This window comes from Streptomyces sp. NPDC086787, assembly GCF_044745865.1.
Classification (GTDB): Bacteria; Actinomycetota; Actinomycetes; order Streptomycetales; family Streptomycetaceae; genus Streptomyces.
Genome location: NZ_JBIVBC010000005.1, coordinates 112,822 through 129,867, shown reverse-complemented (window position 1 = coordinate 129,867; position 17,046 = coordinate 112,822). Strand labels below are relative to the sequence as shown.

Annotated in this window: 16 protein-coding genes, 1 pseudogene and 1 riboswitch; of the genes and pseudogenes, 9 read left to right on the top strand and 8 right to left on the bottom strand. The window is 71.1% G+C overall.

Annotation, left to right across the window (positions count from 1 at the left end; all coding sequences use genetic code 11):
- Positions 1-29 precede the first annotated feature (29 nt).
- From ACIPK3_RS14875 to ACIPK3_RS14865, 3 genes and pseudogenes are all read left to right on the top strand, one after another.
- Positions 30-872 (top strand): helix-turn-helix domain-containing protein, encoded by an 843-nt coding sequence (locus ACIPK3_RS14875; protein ID WP_402569677.1) that lies wholly within the window; start codon positions 30-32, stop codon positions 870-872.
- Positions 853-1,062, top strand: coding sequence for a DUF397 domain-containing protein (locus tag ACIPK3_RS14870; protein ID WP_402569676.1), 210 nt, complete (start codon positions 853-855; stop codon positions 1,060-1,062). The genes ACIPK3_RS14875 and ACIPK3_RS14870 overlap by 20 nt, the downstream gene beginning before the upstream one ends.
- Positions 1,063-1,344: 282 nt before the next feature.
- Positions 1,345-2,078, top strand: a pseudogene (locus tag ACIPK3_RS14865) (hypothetical protein).
- Positions 2,079-2,088: 10 nt separating this feature from the next.
- Here the strand turns inward: ACIPK3_RS14865 and groL are convergent.
- The 4 genes from groL to thrC form a co-directional block, all read right to left on the bottom strand.
- Entirely contained in the window at positions 2,089-3,711 is a 1,623-nt protein-coding gene (groL, locus tag ACIPK3_RS14860; RefSeq protein ID WP_402569674.1) for a chaperonin GroEL, read from the bottom strand.
- A 314-nt stretch (positions 3,712-4,025) separates the two neighbouring features.
- The gene (locus ACIPK3_RS14855; protein WP_019057200.1) at positions 4,026-4,232 is read right to left on the bottom strand and encodes a cold-shock protein; all 207 of its coding nucleotides are present in this window, start codon (positions 4,230-4,232) and stop codon (positions 4,026-4,028) included.
- 398 nt (positions 4,233-4,630) lie between these two features.
- Positions 4,631-4,906, bottom strand: coding sequence for a MoaD/ThiS family protein (locus tag ACIPK3_RS14850; RefSeq protein ID WP_402569672.1), 276 nt, complete (start codon positions 4,904-4,906; stop codon positions 4,631-4,633).
- Complete coding sequence (gene thrC / locus ACIPK3_RS14845; protein ID WP_402569670.1) at positions 4,903-6,192, bottom strand: threonine synthase; 1,290 nt, start codon at positions 6,190-6,192, stop codon at positions 4,903-4,905. Before thrC ends, ACIPK3_RS14850 begins: the two co-directional genes overlap by 4 nt.
- A 17-nt stretch (positions 6,193-6,209) precedes the next feature.
- Positions 6,210-6,353: riboswitch (SAM riboswitch) on the bottom strand.
- 129 nt (positions 6,354-6,482) lie between these two features.
- Between thrC and ACIPK3_RS14840 the strand changes: the two genes are divergently transcribed.
- Both ACIPK3_RS14840 and ACIPK3_RS14835 read left to right on the top strand, forming a co-directional pair.
- Positions 6,483-7,427, top strand: coding sequence for a glucosyl-3-phosphoglycerate synthase (locus ACIPK3_RS14840; protein WP_402569669.1), 945 nt, complete (start codon positions 6,483-6,485; stop codon positions 7,425-7,427).
- A gap of 107 nt (positions 7,428-7,534) precedes the next feature.
- Positions 7,535-8,956 (top strand): trehalose-6-phosphate synthase, encoded by a 1,422-nt coding sequence (locus ACIPK3_RS14835; RefSeq protein ID WP_402569667.1) that lies wholly within the window; start codon positions 7,535-7,537, stop codon positions 8,954-8,956.
- Here ACIPK3_RS14835 and otsB read toward each other — a convergent pair.
- Both otsB and ACIPK3_RS14825 read right to left on the bottom strand, forming a co-directional pair.
- The gene (gene otsB, locus ACIPK3_RS14830; RefSeq protein WP_402569666.1) at positions 8,935-9,804 is read right to left on the bottom strand and encodes a trehalose-phosphatase; all 870 of its coding nucleotides are present in this window, start codon (positions 9,802-9,804) and stop codon (positions 8,935-8,937) included. The genes ACIPK3_RS14835 and otsB overlap by 22 nt on opposite strands.
- A gap of 46 nt (positions 9,805-9,850) precedes the next feature.
- Positions 9,851-10,084, bottom strand: a complete 234-nt coding sequence (locus tag ACIPK3_RS14825; protein WP_402570182.1) for a DUF3263 domain-containing protein — start codon at positions 10,082-10,084, stop codon at positions 9,851-9,853.
- Between the two features lie 107 nt (positions 10,085-10,191).
- On the opposite strand from ACIPK3_RS14825, the gene ACIPK3_RS14820 reads away from it, so the two are divergent.
- The 3 genes from ACIPK3_RS14820 to ACIPK3_RS14810 all read left to right on the top strand — a co-directional run bounded on the left by ACIPK3_RS14820 (position 10,192) and on the right by ACIPK3_RS14810 (position 13,382).
- Positions 10,192-11,181, top strand: coding sequence for an ROK family protein (locus ACIPK3_RS14820; RefSeq protein ID WP_402569664.1), 990 nt, complete (start codon positions 10,192-10,194; stop codon positions 11,179-11,181).
- Positions 11,181-12,323 carry an N-acetylglucosamine-6-phosphate deacetylase gene (nagA, locus tag ACIPK3_RS14815; protein ID WP_402569662.1) on the top strand — a complete coding sequence of 381 codons (1,143 nt, stop codon included), beginning with the start codon at positions 11,181-11,183 and terminating at the stop codon, positions 12,321-12,323. The genes ACIPK3_RS14820 and nagA overlap by 1 nt, the downstream gene beginning before the upstream one ends.
- Before the next feature lie 129 nt (positions 12,324-12,452).
- Positions 12,453-13,382, top strand: coding sequence for a 1-phosphofructokinase family hexose kinase (locus ACIPK3_RS14810; protein WP_402570180.1), 930 nt, complete (start codon positions 12,453-12,455; stop codon positions 13,380-13,382).
- 6 nt (positions 13,383-13,388) lie between these two features.
- Here ACIPK3_RS14810 and ACIPK3_RS14805 read toward each other — a convergent pair whose 3' ends face one another.
- Together ACIPK3_RS14805 and cdgB are read right to left on the bottom strand one after the other, a co-directional pair.
- Entirely contained in the window at positions 13,389-14,336 is a 948-nt protein-coding gene (locus tag ACIPK3_RS14805) for a CBM35 domain-containing protein (RefSeq protein WP_402569660.1), read from the bottom strand.
- A gap of 151 nt (positions 14,337-14,487) precedes the next feature.
- On the bottom strand, positions 14,488-16,143 hold the full coding sequence (gene cdgB, locus ACIPK3_RS14800) for a diguanylate cyclase CdgB (protein WP_402569658.1): 1,656 nt from the start codon (positions 16,141-16,143) through the stop codon (positions 14,488-14,490).
- 317 nt (positions 16,144-16,460) lie between these two features.
- Between cdgB and ACIPK3_RS14795 the strand changes: the two genes are divergently transcribed.
- On the top strand, positions 16,461-17,039 hold the full coding sequence (locus tag ACIPK3_RS14795; RefSeq protein ID WP_402569656.1) for a flavin reductase family protein: 579 nt from the start codon (positions 16,461-16,463) through the stop codon (positions 17,037-17,039).
- Positions 17,040-17,046 lie beyond the last annotated feature (7 nt).

The window sequence follows — 17,046 nt, the reverse complement described above, 5'->3', positions numbered from 1 at the left end:
AACCCCACGTGATGTGACAGGGAGTTGCCATGTCCGGCTCCAAGGACCTAGATCCGTCCAGCTCTCCCCGGGCCCTCCTGGGCTCCGAGCTACGCATCGCCCGCGAACGGAAGGGCTTCAGCCAGACGGCACTGGGTGAGCTTCTGTTCGTGAGCGGGTCGTTCATCGGGCAGTTGGAGGCAGGCACTCGGCGCCTGCAACTCGAATACGCCGCCAAGATTGACGAGATCCTGGGCACGAACGGCTTCTTCACCCGCAACTGCGGCGCCCTCGCCAAGTCGAAGTACCCGGACCACTTCGCGGAGGCGGCGGACGCGGAGGCAGTCGCAAGGGGAATCAGGGAGTACGGCCAGCTTCTGATCCCCGGACTGTTGCAGACGGAGGCTTACGCGCAGGCGGTGTTTCGCGCGTACAACCCCACGGCGCCCGATGCGGAGATCGACAAGTCGGTGGCCGACCGGCTCGACCGGGCCCACATCCTCAACGACCCAACAACCCCGTTGTTGTGGGCGGTGCTGGACGAGGCCGTACTCCGCCGGCCGGTGGGCGGTCGCGCAGTCATGGCGGAAGCGCTGCGGCATGTGGCGGACCTGGCCCGCAGGCACCGGATCATCGTGCAGGTGCTGCCGTTCGGCGAAGGGGCGCATGCGGCGATGGCCGGGGCATTGAAACTGATGGAGTTCACGGACGCCCCTCCGCTCTCCTTCGTGGAGGGTCCGGACATGGGGAGGCTGGTGGACGACCCGGCCACAGTCGCCCGCCACACGCTGATGTTCAGCCTCCTCCAGGCCTCAGCGCTCTCCCCTTCCGACTCGCTGGCTCTGCTCGAGTCGGTGGTGCAGGATTACGGCCATGGAGATCAGCCCTCTTGACTACGACCTGAGCACGGCCACCTGGTACAAGTCGAGCTACAGCGGCGGCAGCGGCAGCAACTGCCTCGAAGTCGCCGACGGCAACCCCGCCGTCGTCCCCGTTCGCGACTCCAAGAACCCCCGCGGCCCGAAGCTCGCGTTCCGGCCGGAGGCCTGGTCGGCGTTTGTCGCGGGCGTCAAGCAGGGCTGAGAAGAACCCCTCCCGAGGCTCAAGTCGCCAGCCCCGAGACCTCTTTCCAAGGAACGGGTGGAGGGCCCAACCCACCCTCCCACCCTTGCGTGTTGACTTGACGCGACCGACTTGCGACGGAACGTCACAAGGCTCTGGCGTCCGCCATAGCAATCAGCCCCCACAGGTGCACCAACACCTATGGGGGGCCTGACCAAGAGATCGATGAACTGGAAGGTTCGGTCCATGGCTGACGCCAAGCTTGGTGACGCCCCCACCGTCGCGCACGAGCCCCCTCACCCGATGGCCAACCCCGGGTACGGGAAGCGCACTGCGCCGGGCCAAAGCCCCCGCACGAACGACGACTTCACGCATCTCCCGCCCCGCGAAGCGGCGATCGCGGCGTAGGTGGACCGGTTGCCCGACGGGGCCGACGTGTCGGTGAAGACGCTGGCCAAGGTGCTCCCGTACGGGCAGTGCGCGTTGCGTACGGCGCTGAACAACATCCAGCGGGCGGGGCACCTGAGGCGAGGCCGCGAGCAGCTCACCGGGACCGGGACCGTGCAGTGGATCACCCGAACGTGGTTCACGCGAACGGCGCGTGAGGACGGATGGTGCTGACGGCGCTCGGCCGTACGGCCCCGGCGCTGTCGCTCTCGGCGGCCGACTGCGCGCGGCTGGCGCCTGCTGCACCGCCGTCTGACGGACAAACTCCCCCGGAACCGATGGCACCGTTGGCACCGTCGGCGCCGACGACTCCGCCCCGCCGCCTGCTGGAGTGCTCGGAGTGCGGCGTACCCGGCCGCCCGGAAGCACTGCCGGGCGGCCTGTGCACGGCCTGCCGTGGCACCCGGCACCACACCGCCTGCTCCCCGTCACCGTCCCCCGACGTCCACGCCCGCGCCGCCGAACTGCGCACGGCGTTGGCGTCGGTCAGCCGCCGCATCCCGTGGCATCGAGCGCACGTCCCGACGGAAACGCCCGAGGGCGGTACCCCCGCCTCAGCAGGGGTACCGCCCTCGGAAAAGGACAGGTGATCCGGAAGGATCAGAAGTCCATGTCACCACCCGGCATGCCGCCACCGGCAGGCGCGGCGGACTTCTCCGGCTTGTCGGCGATGACGGCCTCGGTGGTGAGGAACAGCGCGGCGATGGAGGCGGCGTTCTGCAGCGCGGAACGGGTCACCTTCGCCGGGTCGATGATGCCTTCCTTGACCAGGTCGACGTACTCACCGGTCGCGGCGTTCAGACCGTGGCCCGGGGTCAGGTTGCGCACCTTCTCCACCACGACACCGCCCTCGAGGCCGGCGTTGACGGCGATCTGCTTCAGCGGGGCCTCGAGCGCCAGCTTGACGGCGGCGGCACCGGTGGCCTCGTCGCCCTCCAGCTCCAGCTTCTCGAAGACCTGGGAGGCCTGGAGCAGGGCCACGCCACCACCGGCGACGATGCCCTCCTCGACGGCCGCCTTCGCGTTGCGAACGGCGTCCTCGATGCGGTGCTTGCGCTCCTTGAGCTCCACCTCGGTGGCGGCGCCGGCCTTGATGACGGCCACGCCGCCGGCCAGCTTCGCCAGACGCTCCTGGAGCTTCTCGCGGTCGTAGTCCGAGTCGCTGTTCTCGATCTCGGCGCGGATCTGGTTCACCCGGCCGTTGACCTGGTCCGAGGAGCCGGCACCGTCGACGATGGTGGTCTCGTCCTTGGTGATGACGACCTTGCGGGCGCGGCCCAGGAGGTCCAGGGTCGCGTTCTCCAGCTTGAGGCCGACCTCCTCGGAGATGACCTCGCCGCCCGTGAGGATGGCGATGTCGCCGAGCATGGCCTTGCGGCGGTCACCGAAGCCCGGGGCCTTGACGGCGACGGACTTGAAGGTGCCACGGATCTTGTTGACGACCAGGGTCGACAGGGCCTCGCCCTCGACGTCCTCGGCGATGATCAGCAGCGGCTTGCCCGACTGCATGACCTTCTCCAGGAGCGGGAGCAGGTCCTTGACGGAGCCGATCTTGGAGTTGGCGATCAGGATGTACGGGTCGTCGAGCGACGCCTCCATACGCTCCATGTCGGTGGCGAAGTACGCCGAGATGTAGCCCTTGTCGAAGCGCATACCCTCGGTGAGCTCCAGCTCCAGACCGAAGGTCTGGGACTCCTCGACGGTGATGACGCCTTCCTTGCCGACCTTGTCCATGGCCTCGGCGATGAGCTCGCCGATCTGGGTGTCGGCGGCGGAGATGGAGGCCGTGGAAGCGATCTGCTCCTTGGTCTCGACATCCTTGGCCTGCTCGAGCAGGGCGGCGGAGACGGCCTCGACGGCCTTCTCGATACCGCGCTTCAGCGCCATCGGGTTGGCACCGGCGGCCACGTTGCGCAGGCCCTCGCGGACCAGCGCCTGGGCGAGCACGGTCGCGGTGGTCGTACCGTCACCGGCGACGTCGTCCGTCTTCTTGGCGACTTCCTTGACCAGCTCGGCGCCGATCTTCTCGTACGGGTCCTCCAGCTCGATCTCCTTGGCGATGGAAACACCATCGTTGGTGATCGTGGGGGCGCCCCACTTCTTCTCGAGGACGACGTTACGGCCCTTGGGGCCGAGGGTGACCTTGACGGCGTCGGCGAGCTGGTTCATACCGCGCTCAAGGCCGCGCCGCGCCTCCTCGTCGAACGCGATGATCTTGGCCATGTGAAGTGGTCCCTCCAGGACTGGGGGTGATTCCTTCGGACCGCGCCCGCGCCCGCGACGGACGGCTCGCAAGCCCGTGGATCCTTGCCCCACGCGGCCTGCGGACCTCACCGACCCGGTCCATCTTTGTCACTCTCACCTTCAGAGTGCTAACGCCAATGATTAGCACTCGCCCCTGCCGAGTGCAAGCGGCTCGGGCAAGACCCCAGGCAAGACATGGGGCAGGACGAGGGCAAGACGAGGGGCCCGCACCTGAGCGGTGCGGGCCCCTCGCGTACAAACAGACGTACGTCGGCGTTCAGTCGACGCGTGCTTCAGCTGGTCGCCAGCCGGACCATGTCCGCCTGCGGGCCCTTCTGGCCCTGCGAGATCTCGAAGTCGACCCGCTGCCCCTCTTCCAGGGTGCGGTAGCCGTCCATCTGAATCGCGCTGTAGTGGACGAAAACATCCGCACCACCGTCGACCGCGATGAAGCCGTACCCCTTCTCCGCGTTGAACCACTTGACGGTGCCCTGAGCCATGCCTAACTCCCCTATTACTGGCCCTTGCACAGATCCACACTTCGCGGATCCGGGTCAGACCTCACCCCCCGTTGGGTTGGGGGCGTGCGCCGGAACGCGTCGACCGCGGCTGAATGTATCTGTCCAACTGCCCTCTGCAACAGGTCAAACGGACGAGAATTCTGGGCGCATGCGGTCCGGAATGTGGCGAAAATTCACCCACTGTCAGGGCAAGTCAGGCTCCACAAAGGGGAAAAATGCCGCAGAAAGCACCCGCACTTTGGCTACTTCTTGTCGGGACTGCGGCATGATTCCAGGGCTTCTGACCTGTGATTGCGGCGCGGATTCCCCAAACTGTACCGCGCTCAACCACGCTGAATTACTTATTCCGCTTCCCTGAGCATTACCCAGGGTAATGTTCAGCCGCCCGCGACAGCCGGAATGATCGAGACACCGGCACCCTCGGGAGTCGCGGTTTCCAGGCCCTGCTCGAAGCGGACGTCGTCGTCGTTCACGTACACGTTGACGAAGCGGCGGAGCTTGCCCTGGTCGTCCAGGACACGGGCGGCGATCCCGGTGTGGTTGCGCTCCAGGTCCTCGATGACCTGGCCCAGAGTGGCCCCCTCGGCGCTCACCTCGGCCTGCCCGCCCGTGTACGTACGGAGGATGGTGGGAATACGGACAGTCACACTCATGCGAGGCCAGCCTCTCGGAAGGAGTCCAGGTTCGGGCGGATGGTCGCGGTCAGTCCGGTGCCGGCCACCGCGTCGAGGGTCTTGAGGCCGTCGCCGGTGTTGAGCACGACGGTGGTCTTCGCCGGATCGAGGACGCCGTCCTCGATCAGCTTCTTCGTCACGCCCACCGTCACCCCGCCCGCGGTCTCCGCGAAGATCCCCTCGGTACGGGCCAGCAGCCTGATGGCGTCCACGATCTGCTCGTCGGTCACGTCCTCCACCGCACCGCCGGTACGGCGCGCGATGTCGAGCACATACGGCCCGTCGGCCGGGTTGCCGATCGCGAGGGACTTGGCGATGGTGTCCGGCTTCTGCGGGCGGACCACGTCGTGGCCGGCCTTGAACGCGGCCGACACCGGCGAGCAGCCCTCGGCCTGGGCACCGAAGATCTTGTAGGGGCGGTCCTCCACGAGCCCGAGCGCGATCAGCTCCTTCAGCCCCTTGTCGATCTTCGTGAGCTGGGAGCCGGAGGCGATCGGCACCACGATCTGGTCCGGGAGCCGCCAGCCGAGCTGCTCGCAGATCTCGTACGCCAGGGTCTTGGAGCCCTCCGCGTAGTACGGCCGCAGGTTCACGTTGACGAAGCCCCAGCCCTCTCCGGCCGGGTCACCGATCAGCTCGGAGCAGAAGCGGTTCACGTCGTCGTAGTTGCCCTCGATGCCGACGAGCTCACCGCCGTAGACGGCGGCCATGACGACCTTGCCCTGCTCCAGGTCGTGCGGGATGAACACGCACGAGCGCAGGCCCGCGCGGGCGGCGGCGGCGCCGACCGCTCCGGCCAGGTTGCCGGTGGAGGAGCAGGAGAGCGTGGTGAAGCCGAAGGCGCGGGCGGCCTCCAGGGCCTGGGCCACGACGCGGTCCTTGAAGGAGTGCGTCGGGTTGCCGGAGTCGTCCTTCACGTACAGGCCGCCGGTGACGCCCAGCTCACGGGCCAGGTTGTCGGCCTGGACCAGCGGGGTCCAGCCGGGATTCAGGTTGGGCTTGCCCGCCACGTCCGCGGGGACCGGCAGCAGCGGCGCGTAACGCCAGACGCTGGCGGGGCCGGACTCGATGCGCCGGCGCAGTTCCTCGGTGTCGTAGCCGGAGAAGTCGTAGGCGATCTCCAGCGGCCCGAAACACTCCTCGCAGGCGAAGACGGGGCCGAGCGGGACGCGGTGCCCGCATTCGCGGCAGCTGAGGGCGGCGGCGGGGCCGAGGTCCACAGTGGAGGTGGGGGTGCTGTTCGATGCAACTGTCTGCACAGCCATGGAGGCGAGGCCCTTTCTCCTCATCTTCCTCACAGCGCATCTCGCCGTGAGACGGATTTGGCACCTTCCCGAGCCGGGAGCCTCGCGATGCGCACGAGTGACCGACTGGAGGGTTGCCGGGGCTTCATCGGGCCGTGTCCCTCTGCCCCTCTGGATGAGCGGTATTCGGTTGTGGACGTCGGCGACCCTGGATATGCGATGGTCATCCGGCGTTGCTCAGAACTGTAACCGAAGGCCAGGAACGTTGAGACAGCCGTCCGAACCGCGAGACACGTGAGGAGCCGCTGACTGTGCTGGAAGAAGTCGAGCGCTGGCTGGCCACCCGCTCCTGGTCCGTGGCCGACATCCCGCAGCACCGGGTCCTCGCCGCCAAGCGGGCCACCGGGCAGTCGGTGTCCGTGGTCCTGCCCGCGCTGAACGAGGAGCCGACGGTCGGCGACATCGTCGCCACCATCCGCCGCGACCTGGTGGAGCGGACCCCACTGGTCGACGAGATCGTGGTCGTGGACTCCGGCTCGACCGACCGCACCGCCGAGGTGGCCGCCGCCGCGGGCGCCCGCGTGGTCCACCGGGACACGATCCTGCCCCGCATACCGGCCCTCCCCGGCAAGGGCGAGGTCCTGTGGCGCTCCCTGCTGGCCACCGACGGGGACGTGGTCTGCTTCGTGGACGCCGACCTCAGGGACTTCTCCTCCGACTTCGTCGTGGGGACCGTCGGCCCGCTGCTCACCGACCCCGGCATCGACCTGGTCAAGGCCATGTACGACCGCCCGCTCGGTCAGGCCCCGGGCGAGGGCGGCCGCGTCACCGAACTGGTGGCCCGCCCGCTGCTCAACATGCACTGGCCCCGGCTGGCCGGCTTCGTACAGCCCCTCGGCGGCGAGTACGCCGCCCGCCGCTCCCTGCTCGAGCGGCTCCCGTTCCCGGTCGGCTACGGCGTCGAACTCGGCATGCTCGTGGACGCCCTCCACCTGTCCGGCCTGGACGCCCTCGCCCAGGTGGACGTCGGCGTCCGAAGACACCGCCACCAGGACAGCCAGGCCCTGGGCCGCATGGCCGCCGCCATCTACCGCACCGCCCAGCTGCGCCTCGCCCGCGGCCACCTCCTGCGCCCCACCCTCACCCAGTTCGAACGCACCACCACCGGCTTCGAGCCGCGCACCTACCAGGTGGACACGGAGGAACGCCCGCCCATGCTGGACATCACGGAGTACACGAGCCGACGGGTGGCGTGACCCGGCGCGGGCGCAGCGCCCCGCGCGCTGGAGAACGGCTGTATACGGCCCCTTCGCAGGGCTGAACGTACGTTTGGGGGTTTCCGGGGCGGGCTAGGTTGAGGGGCATGGCTTCCACGCTCGCTGCTGAAGTGCTGGTCGCGTCCAATCGCGGCCCGGTCTCCTACGAGGTGCGCGAGGACGGTGTGCTGCACGCCAGGCGGGGCGGCGGCGGGCTGGTCTCGGGGCTGTCGGCCATCGGGCCGGGCGCGGGCGCGGTGTGGGTGTGCGCCGCGCTGAGCGACGCCGACCGGGAGGCCGTACGGCGCTCGCACGGCGGCCGGCGGCTGTCCGAGGACGCGACCGGCGGCCAGCGGGTGCGGATGCTGGACATCGACCCGACGGTGTTCGCCGACGCGTACAACGGCATCGCCAACTCCGTGCTGTGGTTCGTGCACCACATGCTCTACCAGACCCCGCTGGAGCCGGTCTTCGACGCGGAGTTCCGGCGCCAGTGGGCGTCGTACCGGGCGTACAACCAGGCCTTCGCCGAGGCGCTCGCGCAGGAGGCGGCCGAGGGTGCCGCCGTGGTGATCCAGGACTACCACCTCGCCCTCGCCCCCCGGATGCTCCGCACGCTCCGCCCCGACCTGCGCATCGGCCACTTCTCCCACACCCCGTGGGCCCCGCCGGACTACTTCCGGCTGCTGCCCGACGACATCGCCGCCGAACTGCTGAACGGCATCCTCGGCGCCGACCGCGCGGGCTTCCTCACCCGGCGCTGGGCGGACGCGTTCACCGACTGCTGTCACACCGTCCTCGGCCCCGAGAGCACGTCCGGCACCCGGATCGGCGTGCACGGACTCGGCGCCGACGCGGAGTTCCTGCGCGAGCGGGCCCACCGGGCCGACGTCGCCGAGCGGATGGCCGCGCTGCGGGCGGAGATCGGCGACGAGAGCCGCAGGACCGTCGTCCGCGTCGACCGCACCGAGCTGTCGAAGAACATCGTGCGCGGGCTCCTCGCCTACCGGCAGCTGCTCGACGACCGCCCCGAATGGCGCGAACGCGTCGTGCACGTGGCCTTCGCCTACCCCTCCCGGCAGGACCTCGCCGTCTACCGCGAGTACACCGCCGCGGTCGAGCGCCTCGCCGCGGAGATCAACGCCCAGTACGGGACGCCCGGCTGGACCCCCGTCGTCCTGCACGTCAAGGACGACTTCGCCCGCTCCCTAGCCGCCTACCGGCTGGCCGACGTGGCCCTCGTCAACCCCATCCGGGACGGCATGAACCTGGTCGCCAAGGAGGTGCCGGTCGTCTCCGACGACGGGTGCGCGCTGGTGCTCTCCCGGGAGGCGGGGGCGTACGAGGAACTGGGCGAGGACGCGATCACGGTCAACCCGTACGACATCGGCGGCACCGCCGACGCCCTGCACCGGGCACTGACGATGCCCGTGACGGAGCGGGCCGAGCGGACCAAGCGGCTGGCCGCCGCGGCCACCGCGCTGCCTCCGGCCCAGTGGTTCCTCGATCAGCTCGGGGAGCTCAGCTGAGCCGCCAGCGCGCGCAGTAGGCCCACCACCCCCGCCGGACCCTCCACCACCAGGTCCGCCCGCTCCGACAGTTCGGTGACCTCCGTGCTGCCGCTGCACACCAGCAGGCCCGGGACACCGTCGGAGCGCAGCTGCTGCACGGCGGCGAAGGCGGGCAGGTCACCCAGGTCGTCGCCCGCGTACAGCACGGCGGCGGCGCCCGTCTCACGGACGTGCCGCAGCAGGGCGGCGCCCTTGTCCATGCCGGGTGGGCGCAGCTCCAGGACCAGGCGGCCCGGCTCGACGATCAGGCCGTGGCGGGCGGCGAGGTCGGTGAGCGGGGCGCGCAGGGCGTCGAAGGCGGCCTGGGGGTGGTCGGCGCGGCGGGTGTGCACGGCGACGGCCCGGCCCTTCTCCTCCACCCAGATCCCTTGCTGGGCGCCCGATCGCTCCAGGACGGCGGGCAGTTCGGCGCGGACCGCGGCGACGCCGGGGTGCGGGGGCGGCGCGGTGACGGTCGCACTCACCGCGTCCCAGCGCTCCGCGCCGTAGTGCCCGAGGACGACGAGGTGTTCCAGGCCGGGGACGCCCGCGAACCCGCCGTGCCGCACGGCGACCTCGGCCGGGCGGCCGGTGATCACGGCGACGGAGGCCACCTTCGGGGCGAGCACGGCCAGCGCGGGCACCGCCCCGGGGTGGGCGCGGGCCTGTTCGGGGTCGGCGACGATCGGGGCCAGGGTGCCGTCGAAGTCCAGCCCGATCAGCGCGCCGCCCGGCCGCGCGAGCAGCGCCGTGAGCCCGTCCCGTCCGGCCCGGGTGGCGGGGGTCGGCAGCGGGTCCGTCGTATCGATGCCCATGTCGATGCCCATACGGCGACCCTATCCACGATCCGCGTACGGCCGCTCAGCGATCCGCTCAGCGTTCGGAGCGCCTGGACTCCCTGACCCGGCGCAGCCGGTTCACCGTCACCGGGTCGTGGGCCAGCGCCCGCTCGTCGTCCAGCAGGGCGTTGAGCAGCTGGTAGTAGCGGACCGGGGCCAGGCCCAGCTCCTCCCTTATCGCCCGCTCCTTCACACCGGGGCCGGGAAAACTCCGGCGCTCCAGCGCGAGAACGGACTGCTCGCGCGGGTCCAGTTCCTCCCGCTCCATGTGCTCCATGCCCTGAACGGTAGCGCCGGCCACTGACATCCACGCGCCCCCGCGAGCCCGCGCGAGTGGACTAGACCTCTCATGGGTCGGAGGTCCACACTGTCCCCGTGAGACATGTCATCGCCCTCGACGTGGGCGGCACCGGGATGAAGGCCGCCCTGGTCGGGGACGGCGGCACACTGCTGCACCAGGACCGCCGCCCGACCTGCCGCGAGCGCGGGCCCGACGCGGTGGTGGAGGGCATCCTCGGCTTCGCCGCCGACCTGCGCGACCACGGCGCGCGCGAGCTCGGCGAACCGGGCGCCGCCCTCGGTCTCGCCGTCCCCGGCATCATCGACGAGGAACGCGGCATCGCCGCCTACTCCGCCAACCTGGGCTGGCGGGACGTCCCCCTGCGCGAGCTGCTCGCCGCCCGGATCGGCGTCCCGGTCGCCCTCGGCCACGACGTGCGCACCGGTGGCCTCGCCGAGGGCCTGATGGGAGCGGGCCGGGGGGCCGACCGGTTCCTGTTCGTCGCGCTCGGCACCGGCATCGCGGGCGCCATCGGCCGGGACGGCCGGGTGGAGGCGGGGGCGCACGGCCTCGCGGGCGAGATCGGGCACATCGTCGTACGGCCCGCCGGCACCCCCTGCCCGTGCGGGCAGCGCGGCTGCCTGGAGCGGTACGCGTCCGCCGCCGCGGTGAGCGAGGCCTGGGCGGCCGCCCGCGGGGACCGGGACGCGGACGCCGCGGACTGCGCCCGGGCCGTCGCGGCCGGCGACCAGGACGCCGTACGCGTCTGGCAGACGGCCGTGGACGCGCTCGCGGACGGACTGGTCACCGCGCTCACCCTGCTGGACCCGGGCACCCTCATCATCGGCGGCGGCCTCGCCGAGGCCGGGGACACCCTGTTCACGCCGCTGCGCGAGGCCGTCCGACGGCGCGTCACCTTCCAGCGGCCGCCGACGATCGTCCCCGCCGCCCTCGGCGACACCGCAGGATGCCTGGGCGCCGGACTCCTCGCCCGGGCCCTCCTCGAAACCACCGCCCGTGCCGGTGACCGTTCAGACCATCCAGACCGCTCAGACCGTTCGGACCGTTCGGAGGTAACCGCCTGATGGCCCCCAGCTTGGTTCTCGCCGGTGCACGGGTGGTACTGCCCACCGGGATCGTGGACGACGGGCGCGTGGCCGTCGAGGGCAGGAGGATCACGGACGCGGCGGACGCGAACGCGGAGGTCGTCGACGTGAGCGGGCACTGGCTGGTCCCCGGCTTCGTCGACCTCCACAACCACGGCGGCGGCGGAGCCTCCTTCTCCGGCACCGCCGACGAGGCCCTCACCGCCGTGCGCACCCACCGCCGGCACGGCACCACGACCCTGGTCGCCTCCACCGTCACCGACGACCTGGACTTCCTGGCCGGGCAGGCCGGGCTGCTGAGCGAGCTGGCCGAGCAGGGCGACATCGCGGGCATCCACTTCGAAGGCCCGTTCATCTCGCCGTGCCGCAAGGGCGCCCACTCCGAGGAACTGCTGCGCGACCCCGACCCGGCGGACGTCCGCAAACTGATCGACGCCGCGCACGGCCGAGCCACCATGGTCACCCTCGCCACCGAACTGCCGGGCGGACTCGACTCGGTACGGCTGCTGGCGGAGCACGGGGTCATCGCCGCCGTGGGACACACCGACGCGACGTACGAGCAGACGGTGGCGGCCATCGACGCGGGCGCGACCGTGGCCACCCACCTCTTCAACGCCATGCCCGCCCTCGGCCACCGCTCCCCCGGCCCGGTCGCCGCCCTCCTGGCGGACGAGCGGGTCACCGTCGAGCTGATCAACGACGGCACCCATCTGCATCCGGCCGCACTGGAACTGGCGTTCCGCCACGCGGGCGCGGACCGGGTCGCGTTCATCACCGACGCGATGGACGCGGCGGGCGTCGGCGACGGCCGCTATCTGCTCGGCCCGCTGGAGGTCGAGGTCAGCGACGGTGTCGCCCGTCTGGTGGAGGGCGGCTCGATCGCCGGGTCCACCCTCACCCTGGACCGCGCCTTCAAGCGGGCGGTGACCGTCGACCGGCTTCCCGTGCCGGACGTGGTCCGGGCGCTGTCCGCCAACCCGGCCCGGCTGCTGGGACGCTACGACACCATCGGCTCGCTGGAGTCCGGCAAGGACGCCGACCTGGTGCTTCTGGACGAGACGTTCGAACTCAGGGGCGTGATGCGCCGGGGGGAATGGGTGGTCGCGCCCCAACTGCCCTGATACTGCGCCGGGCTGGAAGACGGTGGCCGACCCGAGGTCTGGGCCGGTCGCCGTCTCTTTGGCATGATCGGGCCCCGCAACGGACAGCGGACGACGGCGGACGCGCGTATGCCGAGGGAGGTCGGGCCGGTGATCCTCACGGTCACGCTGAACAGCGCTCTCGACATCACCTACCGGGTACGGTCCCTGCGGCCGCACTCGGCCCACCGGGTCACGGACGTCCGTGAACGGCCGGGCGGCAAGGGCCTGAACGTGGCCCGGGTACTCGCCGCCCTCGGGCACGAGGTGACGGCCACCGGGTTCGCGGGCGGCGGCACCGGGCGTGCCGTGCGGGAACGGCTCGCGGACACCCCGGGGGTGACGGACGCGCTGCTCCCGGTCGCCGGGGCGACCCGGCGCACGGTCGCCGTGGTCGACGAGCTGACCGGCGACACCACCCAGTTGAACGAGCCCGGCCCGCAGATCGGCCCGGCCGAGTGGGCCGCCTTCCAGGACGCCTACGTCAACCTGCTGGACGGCGCGACGGCGGTGGCCCTGTGCGGCAGCCTGCCGCCGGGGGTGCCGGTGGGTGCGTACGCGGGGCTGGTGCGCGGTGCGCGGGCCGCCGGTGTGCCCGTCCTGCTGGACACCGGCGGCGAACCACTGCGGCGCGGTGTCGCGGCCCGGCCCGACATCATCAAGCCGAACTCCGGCGAACTGGCCGAACTCACCGGCTCACACGAGCCGCTGCGCGCGACCCAGGACGCCCGGCGCCGGGGAGCCCGCGCGGTGGTGGCCTCCCTGGGCGCCCAGGGCCTCCTCGCCCACACCCCGGACGGCCACTGGCGGGCCGCCCCGCCCGCCTGCCTGCGCGGCAACCCGACCGGTGCCGGCGACTCGGCGGTCGCGGGCCTGCTGTCCGGCCTGGTGGAGAACCTCCCCTGGCCGGACCGCCTGGCCCGCGCGGTCGCCCTGTCGGCGGCGACCGTACGGGCCCCGGTGGCGGGCGAGTTCGACCCCGCGGCCTACGCGGAACTGCTCGCGCGGGTCACGGTGACCGGTGAGGTCACGGCGGCGTGACCTCGGCTACTTGGTGATCGAGAACTGGTCCAGTACGGCGTCGCACTGGTTGCCGGCGGCGCAGGCGACGACGATCGTATTGGTGCCGGCGGTGAGGTTGACGTTGGCCCAGGTGGTCTTCCAGCCCTTCGCCCAGTCGCCCTTGGGCGTGTTGCCGAAGTTCTTCATGTTCAGCGGCTGCGGGCTGTCCTTGCCGTTGACCTGCAACGTCGCGCTGGCATCGGTGCCCGGGACGCCGTAGCGCACATAGAGCCGGTAGGTGCCGGCCTTCTGCACGTCCGTGGTCCAGGTGACCTTCGCCCCGACCTGGTTGAAGCCGGTCACATAGACGCCGCCGTCGGCCTTGGCGCCCTCGAACTCGGACGCCGTGGTGGTCCCGCCCTCCAGGCGGAGCGTCTTCGCGTCGGTCTTCGGCAGCTCGTCCGAGCCGGAGCCCTTGCCGGAACTGGACGGCTTCGGCGCGGAGCTCTGCGACTGGGTCGCGGTGGAACCGGCGTGGTCGCCGGACTTGTCGTCGTCCGAATTGCCGTTGATCACGGCCAGGCTGATGCCGATGACGACCGCGGCGACCACCGCGACCGCGCCGATCAGCAGACCCTTGGTGTTCGGGCCGCGACCCCGGCCGCCATCGTTGTCACCGCCGGACGGGGGCATCGGCTGCCGGGGCCCCGCGCCGCCCGGGACGGTCTCCGGGGCCTGGTAGTGCGCGTTCGGCTGACCGTGCGGGGACGGCTGACCGTAGGAAGCGGTCTGCTGCTGCGGGACCGTCTGGCCGTACTGCGCCTGCTGACCGCCGTAGGTCCGCTCGCCGACCGGACGCGCCCTGCCCACCGAGTTCGGGTAGCCGTAGCCACTGGACGGCGGCTGGGCCCCTCTGGCCTGGCCGTCGGCGTACAGATAGCCGAACGGGTCGTCGTCCTCGGGCGCGCTCGCGCCGTTGTCGCCGGGCGTCATCCCTTGGTCTCCTCAAGCAGGTGCGGGCCGATTCGTACACAGGTATCGAGTGCCGAGCCTACCCGCTCTCACTGGCCCAAACGGGTGACTCAGCTCGCTTCAACGCCCATGGCCCTGCGGTGACCTGCGACAACCTGGGGCGACATGTGACTCATCCGGCACGGCGGTGCTGCTTGGGGCGAGATCGTTTCTCGACGTACATCCGCTCGTCGGCCGATTTCAGCACCTCGTCCGCGGTCATGCCGCAGTGCGCCCACCCGATCCCGAAGCTGACGCCCACCCGCACGGCCCGGCCCTCGGCCCGGATCGGCTGGATGATCTCGTTGCGCAGCCGTACGGCGAGGTCCTGCGCGTCCGCCTTGCCGAGTCCGTCGGCCAGGATCACGAACTCGTCGCCGCCGAGCCGGGCCACGGTGTCCCCGTCGCGCACACCACGCGTCAGCCGCCGGGCGACCTCGATGAGAACCGCGTCGCCCGCGTTGTGCCCGAACCTGTCGTTGATCGACTTGAAGCCGTCGAGGTCGCAGAAGAGCACCGCGAGCCCCTTGGTGCCGTCGTCCTGCTCCCCCTCCGGCGCGACCGTGTGCACATGGTGGTCGAAGCCGTCGTACGCCTGCGCGGCGGCCATGAAGTCGAAGGCGTGGCCGTTCACGTCGAAGGCGGGGTGCTCGTAGACCGCGTCGAAGGACTCGATCACACCGGGACGGACGGGCCGCTGGCAGATCCGGGCGGACAGCCGCGAGCGCAGCTCGGCGGAGTTCGGCAGGCCGGTGAGCGAGTCGTGGGAGGCGCGGTGAGCGAGCTGGAGCTCGCGGCGCTTGCGCTCCTCTATGTCCTCGACGTGGGTGAGCAGGAAGCGGGGGCCGTCGGCGGCGTCGGCGACCACGCTGTTGCGCAGCGACACCCAGACGTACGTCCCGTCGCGCCTGCCGAGCCGCAGCTCGGCGCGCCCGCCCTCGGCGGAGGTGCGCAGCAGCGTGCCTATGTCCTCGGGATGGACGAGGTCGGAGAAGGAGTAGCGGCGCATCGCGGAGGCGGGCCGGCCGAGCAGTCGGCACAGGGCGTCGTTGGTGCGCAGGATGCGGCCGTGCTGGTCGCCGCCCATCTCGGCGATGGCCATGCCGGAGGGGGCGTACTCGAAGGCCTGCCGGAAGCTTTCCTCGCTGGCGCGCAGCGCCTGCTGTTCCCGCTCCAGGCGGACCAGGGCGCGCTGCATGTTGGCCCTGAGCCGGGCGTTGCTGATCGCGATGGCGGCCTGGAACGCGAACATCTGGAGCGCCTCGCGCCCCCACGCGCCGGGAAGGCGGCCGTTGCGCGGCCGGTCCACGGAGATCACGCCGAGCAGTTCGCCGGAGGAGCCGCCGCCCTGCACGCCGGGCGTGTACATGGGCGCGAAGAGCCGGTCGGAGGGGTGCCACTCGTCCTCGAAGCGGGGCGCGGGACCGTCGGTGAACCACTGCGGGACGTCGTCGTCGTCCAGGACCCATCCCTCGGTGTGCGGTATGAACCGCAGGTCGCCCCAGGACTCGCCCATGGCCAGACGGCGGTCCCAGGACTCGCGGGAGCCGACCCGGCCGGTGATCAGGGCTTCGGCGGCGGGGTTTCCGGCGAGGGCGGCGACGACCAGGTCGCCGTCGGGGCGCACGAGGTTGACCGCCGCCATCTCGTAGCCGAGGGCGTTGACCGCGCCGTCGGCCACGGTCTGGAGTGTGTCCGCCAGGCTGCGTGCCGTGTTGATGTCGGCCATGACCTGGTGCAACTGTCGCAGGGACGCAAGACGGACATACGGCTCCGACTCGGTCTCCATGCTCGCCCTCCCCCCGAGTTCTCGCAGCGAATCAAGGGTTCCCTTCGGCCTCTCCCCGCCACTGAATCACAGCGCGCTGCTCACTCGGTACACAGGGTCAACAATTAGTACGGCTTGTGACTCAAGTCACATGGAAACATGAACAATTGAGTGGAGTTTCTGCGTTTTCCCTGTGGATTCCCTGAGCGAAATCTTTCGCGGCCGTGGGCCCATCATGCACGAACGGCGCCCCCTCCGGCGGTCCTAGGTCCTCGGCCGCCGTTTACTCCGACCGGGGCCCGATGCGGGGCGAGCGGGCCGGGGATTAGCGTTCCAGGGTGCTGAACATCCCTCCCGCCTCCCCCTCACCCGCCCCCGCCGCCCGGCATGCTGAGGGAGTGAGCAACGACGAGTTCCGGGCCGCCATGTCCCGGCTGGCCGCGGGTGTGGTCCTGGTGACCGCGCAGGAACCGCCGCTCGACCCGGACGACCCCATGGCGCCGGGCGGCGAGGACGTCGGCATGACCGCCACCGCCTTCGTGTCGGTCTCCCTGGACCCGCCGCTGGTCCTGGTCAGCCTGCGCGAGGGCTCCCGCATGGACGACCTCCTCGCCGAGCAGCCGCTCTGGGCGGTCTCCGTCCTCCCCGACACCCAGCGCCACATCGCGGGCCGCTTCGCCATGAAGGGCCGCGTCAGCGACCGCCTGCTCTTCGCCGACCTCCCGCACGAACGCGGCGAGGTCTCCGGCGCGCTCCTGATCACCGGCACCCTGGCGAACCTGGAGTGCCGCACCGAGCAGCGGGTGACGGCCGGGGACCACACCCTGGTGATCGGCCGCGTGCTCGCCGCGCGCACGCCCACGGGCGACGACGGTCCGCTGCTGCATTTCCGGGGCAAGTACCGGCAGTTGGGCTGATCCGGGA

Excerpts from the sequence above, each read along its gene's own strand:
- otsB (WP_402569666.1), bottom strand. The coding sequence starts at position 9,804 with ATGGGCATCGACATGGGCATCGATACGACGGACCCGCTGCCGACCCCC.
- ACIPK3_RS14805 (WP_402569660.1), bottom strand. The coding sequence starts at position 14,336 with ATGACGCCCGGCGACAACGGCGCGAGCGCGCCCGAGGACGACGACCCG.
- nagA (WP_402569662.1), top strand. The coding sequence starts at position 11,181 with ATGGCCCCCAGCTTGGTTCTCGCCGGTGCACGGGTGGTACTGCCCACC.
- ACIPK3_RS14825 (WP_402570182.1), bottom strand. The coding sequence starts at position 10,084 with ATGGAGCGGGAGGAACTGGACCCGCGCGAGCAGTCCGTTCTCGCGCTG.
- ACIPK3_RS14875 (WP_402569677.1), top strand. The coding sequence starts at position 30 with ATGTCCGGCTCCAAGGACCTAGATCCGTCCAGCTCTCCCCGGGCCCTC.
- ACIPK3_RS14855 (WP_019057200.1), bottom strand. The coding sequence starts at position 4,232 with ATGGCTCAGGGCACCGTCAAGTGGTTCAACGCGGAGAAGGGGTACGGC.
- groL (WP_402569674.1), bottom strand. The coding sequence starts at position 3,711 with ATGGCCAAGATCATCGCGTTCGACGAGGAGGCGCGGCGCGGCCTTGAG.
- ACIPK3_RS14870 (WP_402569676.1), top strand. The coding sequence starts at position 853 with ATGGAGATCAGCCCTCTTGACTACGACCTGAGCACGGCCACCTGGTAC.
- ACIPK3_RS14850 (WP_402569672.1), bottom strand. The coding sequence starts at position 4,906 with ATGAGTGTGACTGTCCGTATTCCCACCATCCTCCGTACGTACACGGGC.
- thrC (WP_402569670.1), bottom strand. The coding sequence starts at position 6,192 with ATGGCTGTGCAGACAGTTGCATCGAACAGCACCCCCACCTCCACTGTG.
- ACIPK3_RS14835 (WP_402569667.1), top strand. The coding sequence starts at position 7,535 with ATGGCTTCCACGCTCGCTGCTGAAGTGCTGGTCGCGTCCAATCGCGGC.
- cdgB (WP_402569658.1), bottom strand. The coding sequence starts at position 16,143 with ATGGAGACCGAGTCGGAGCCGTATGTCCGTCTTGCGTCCCTGCGACAG.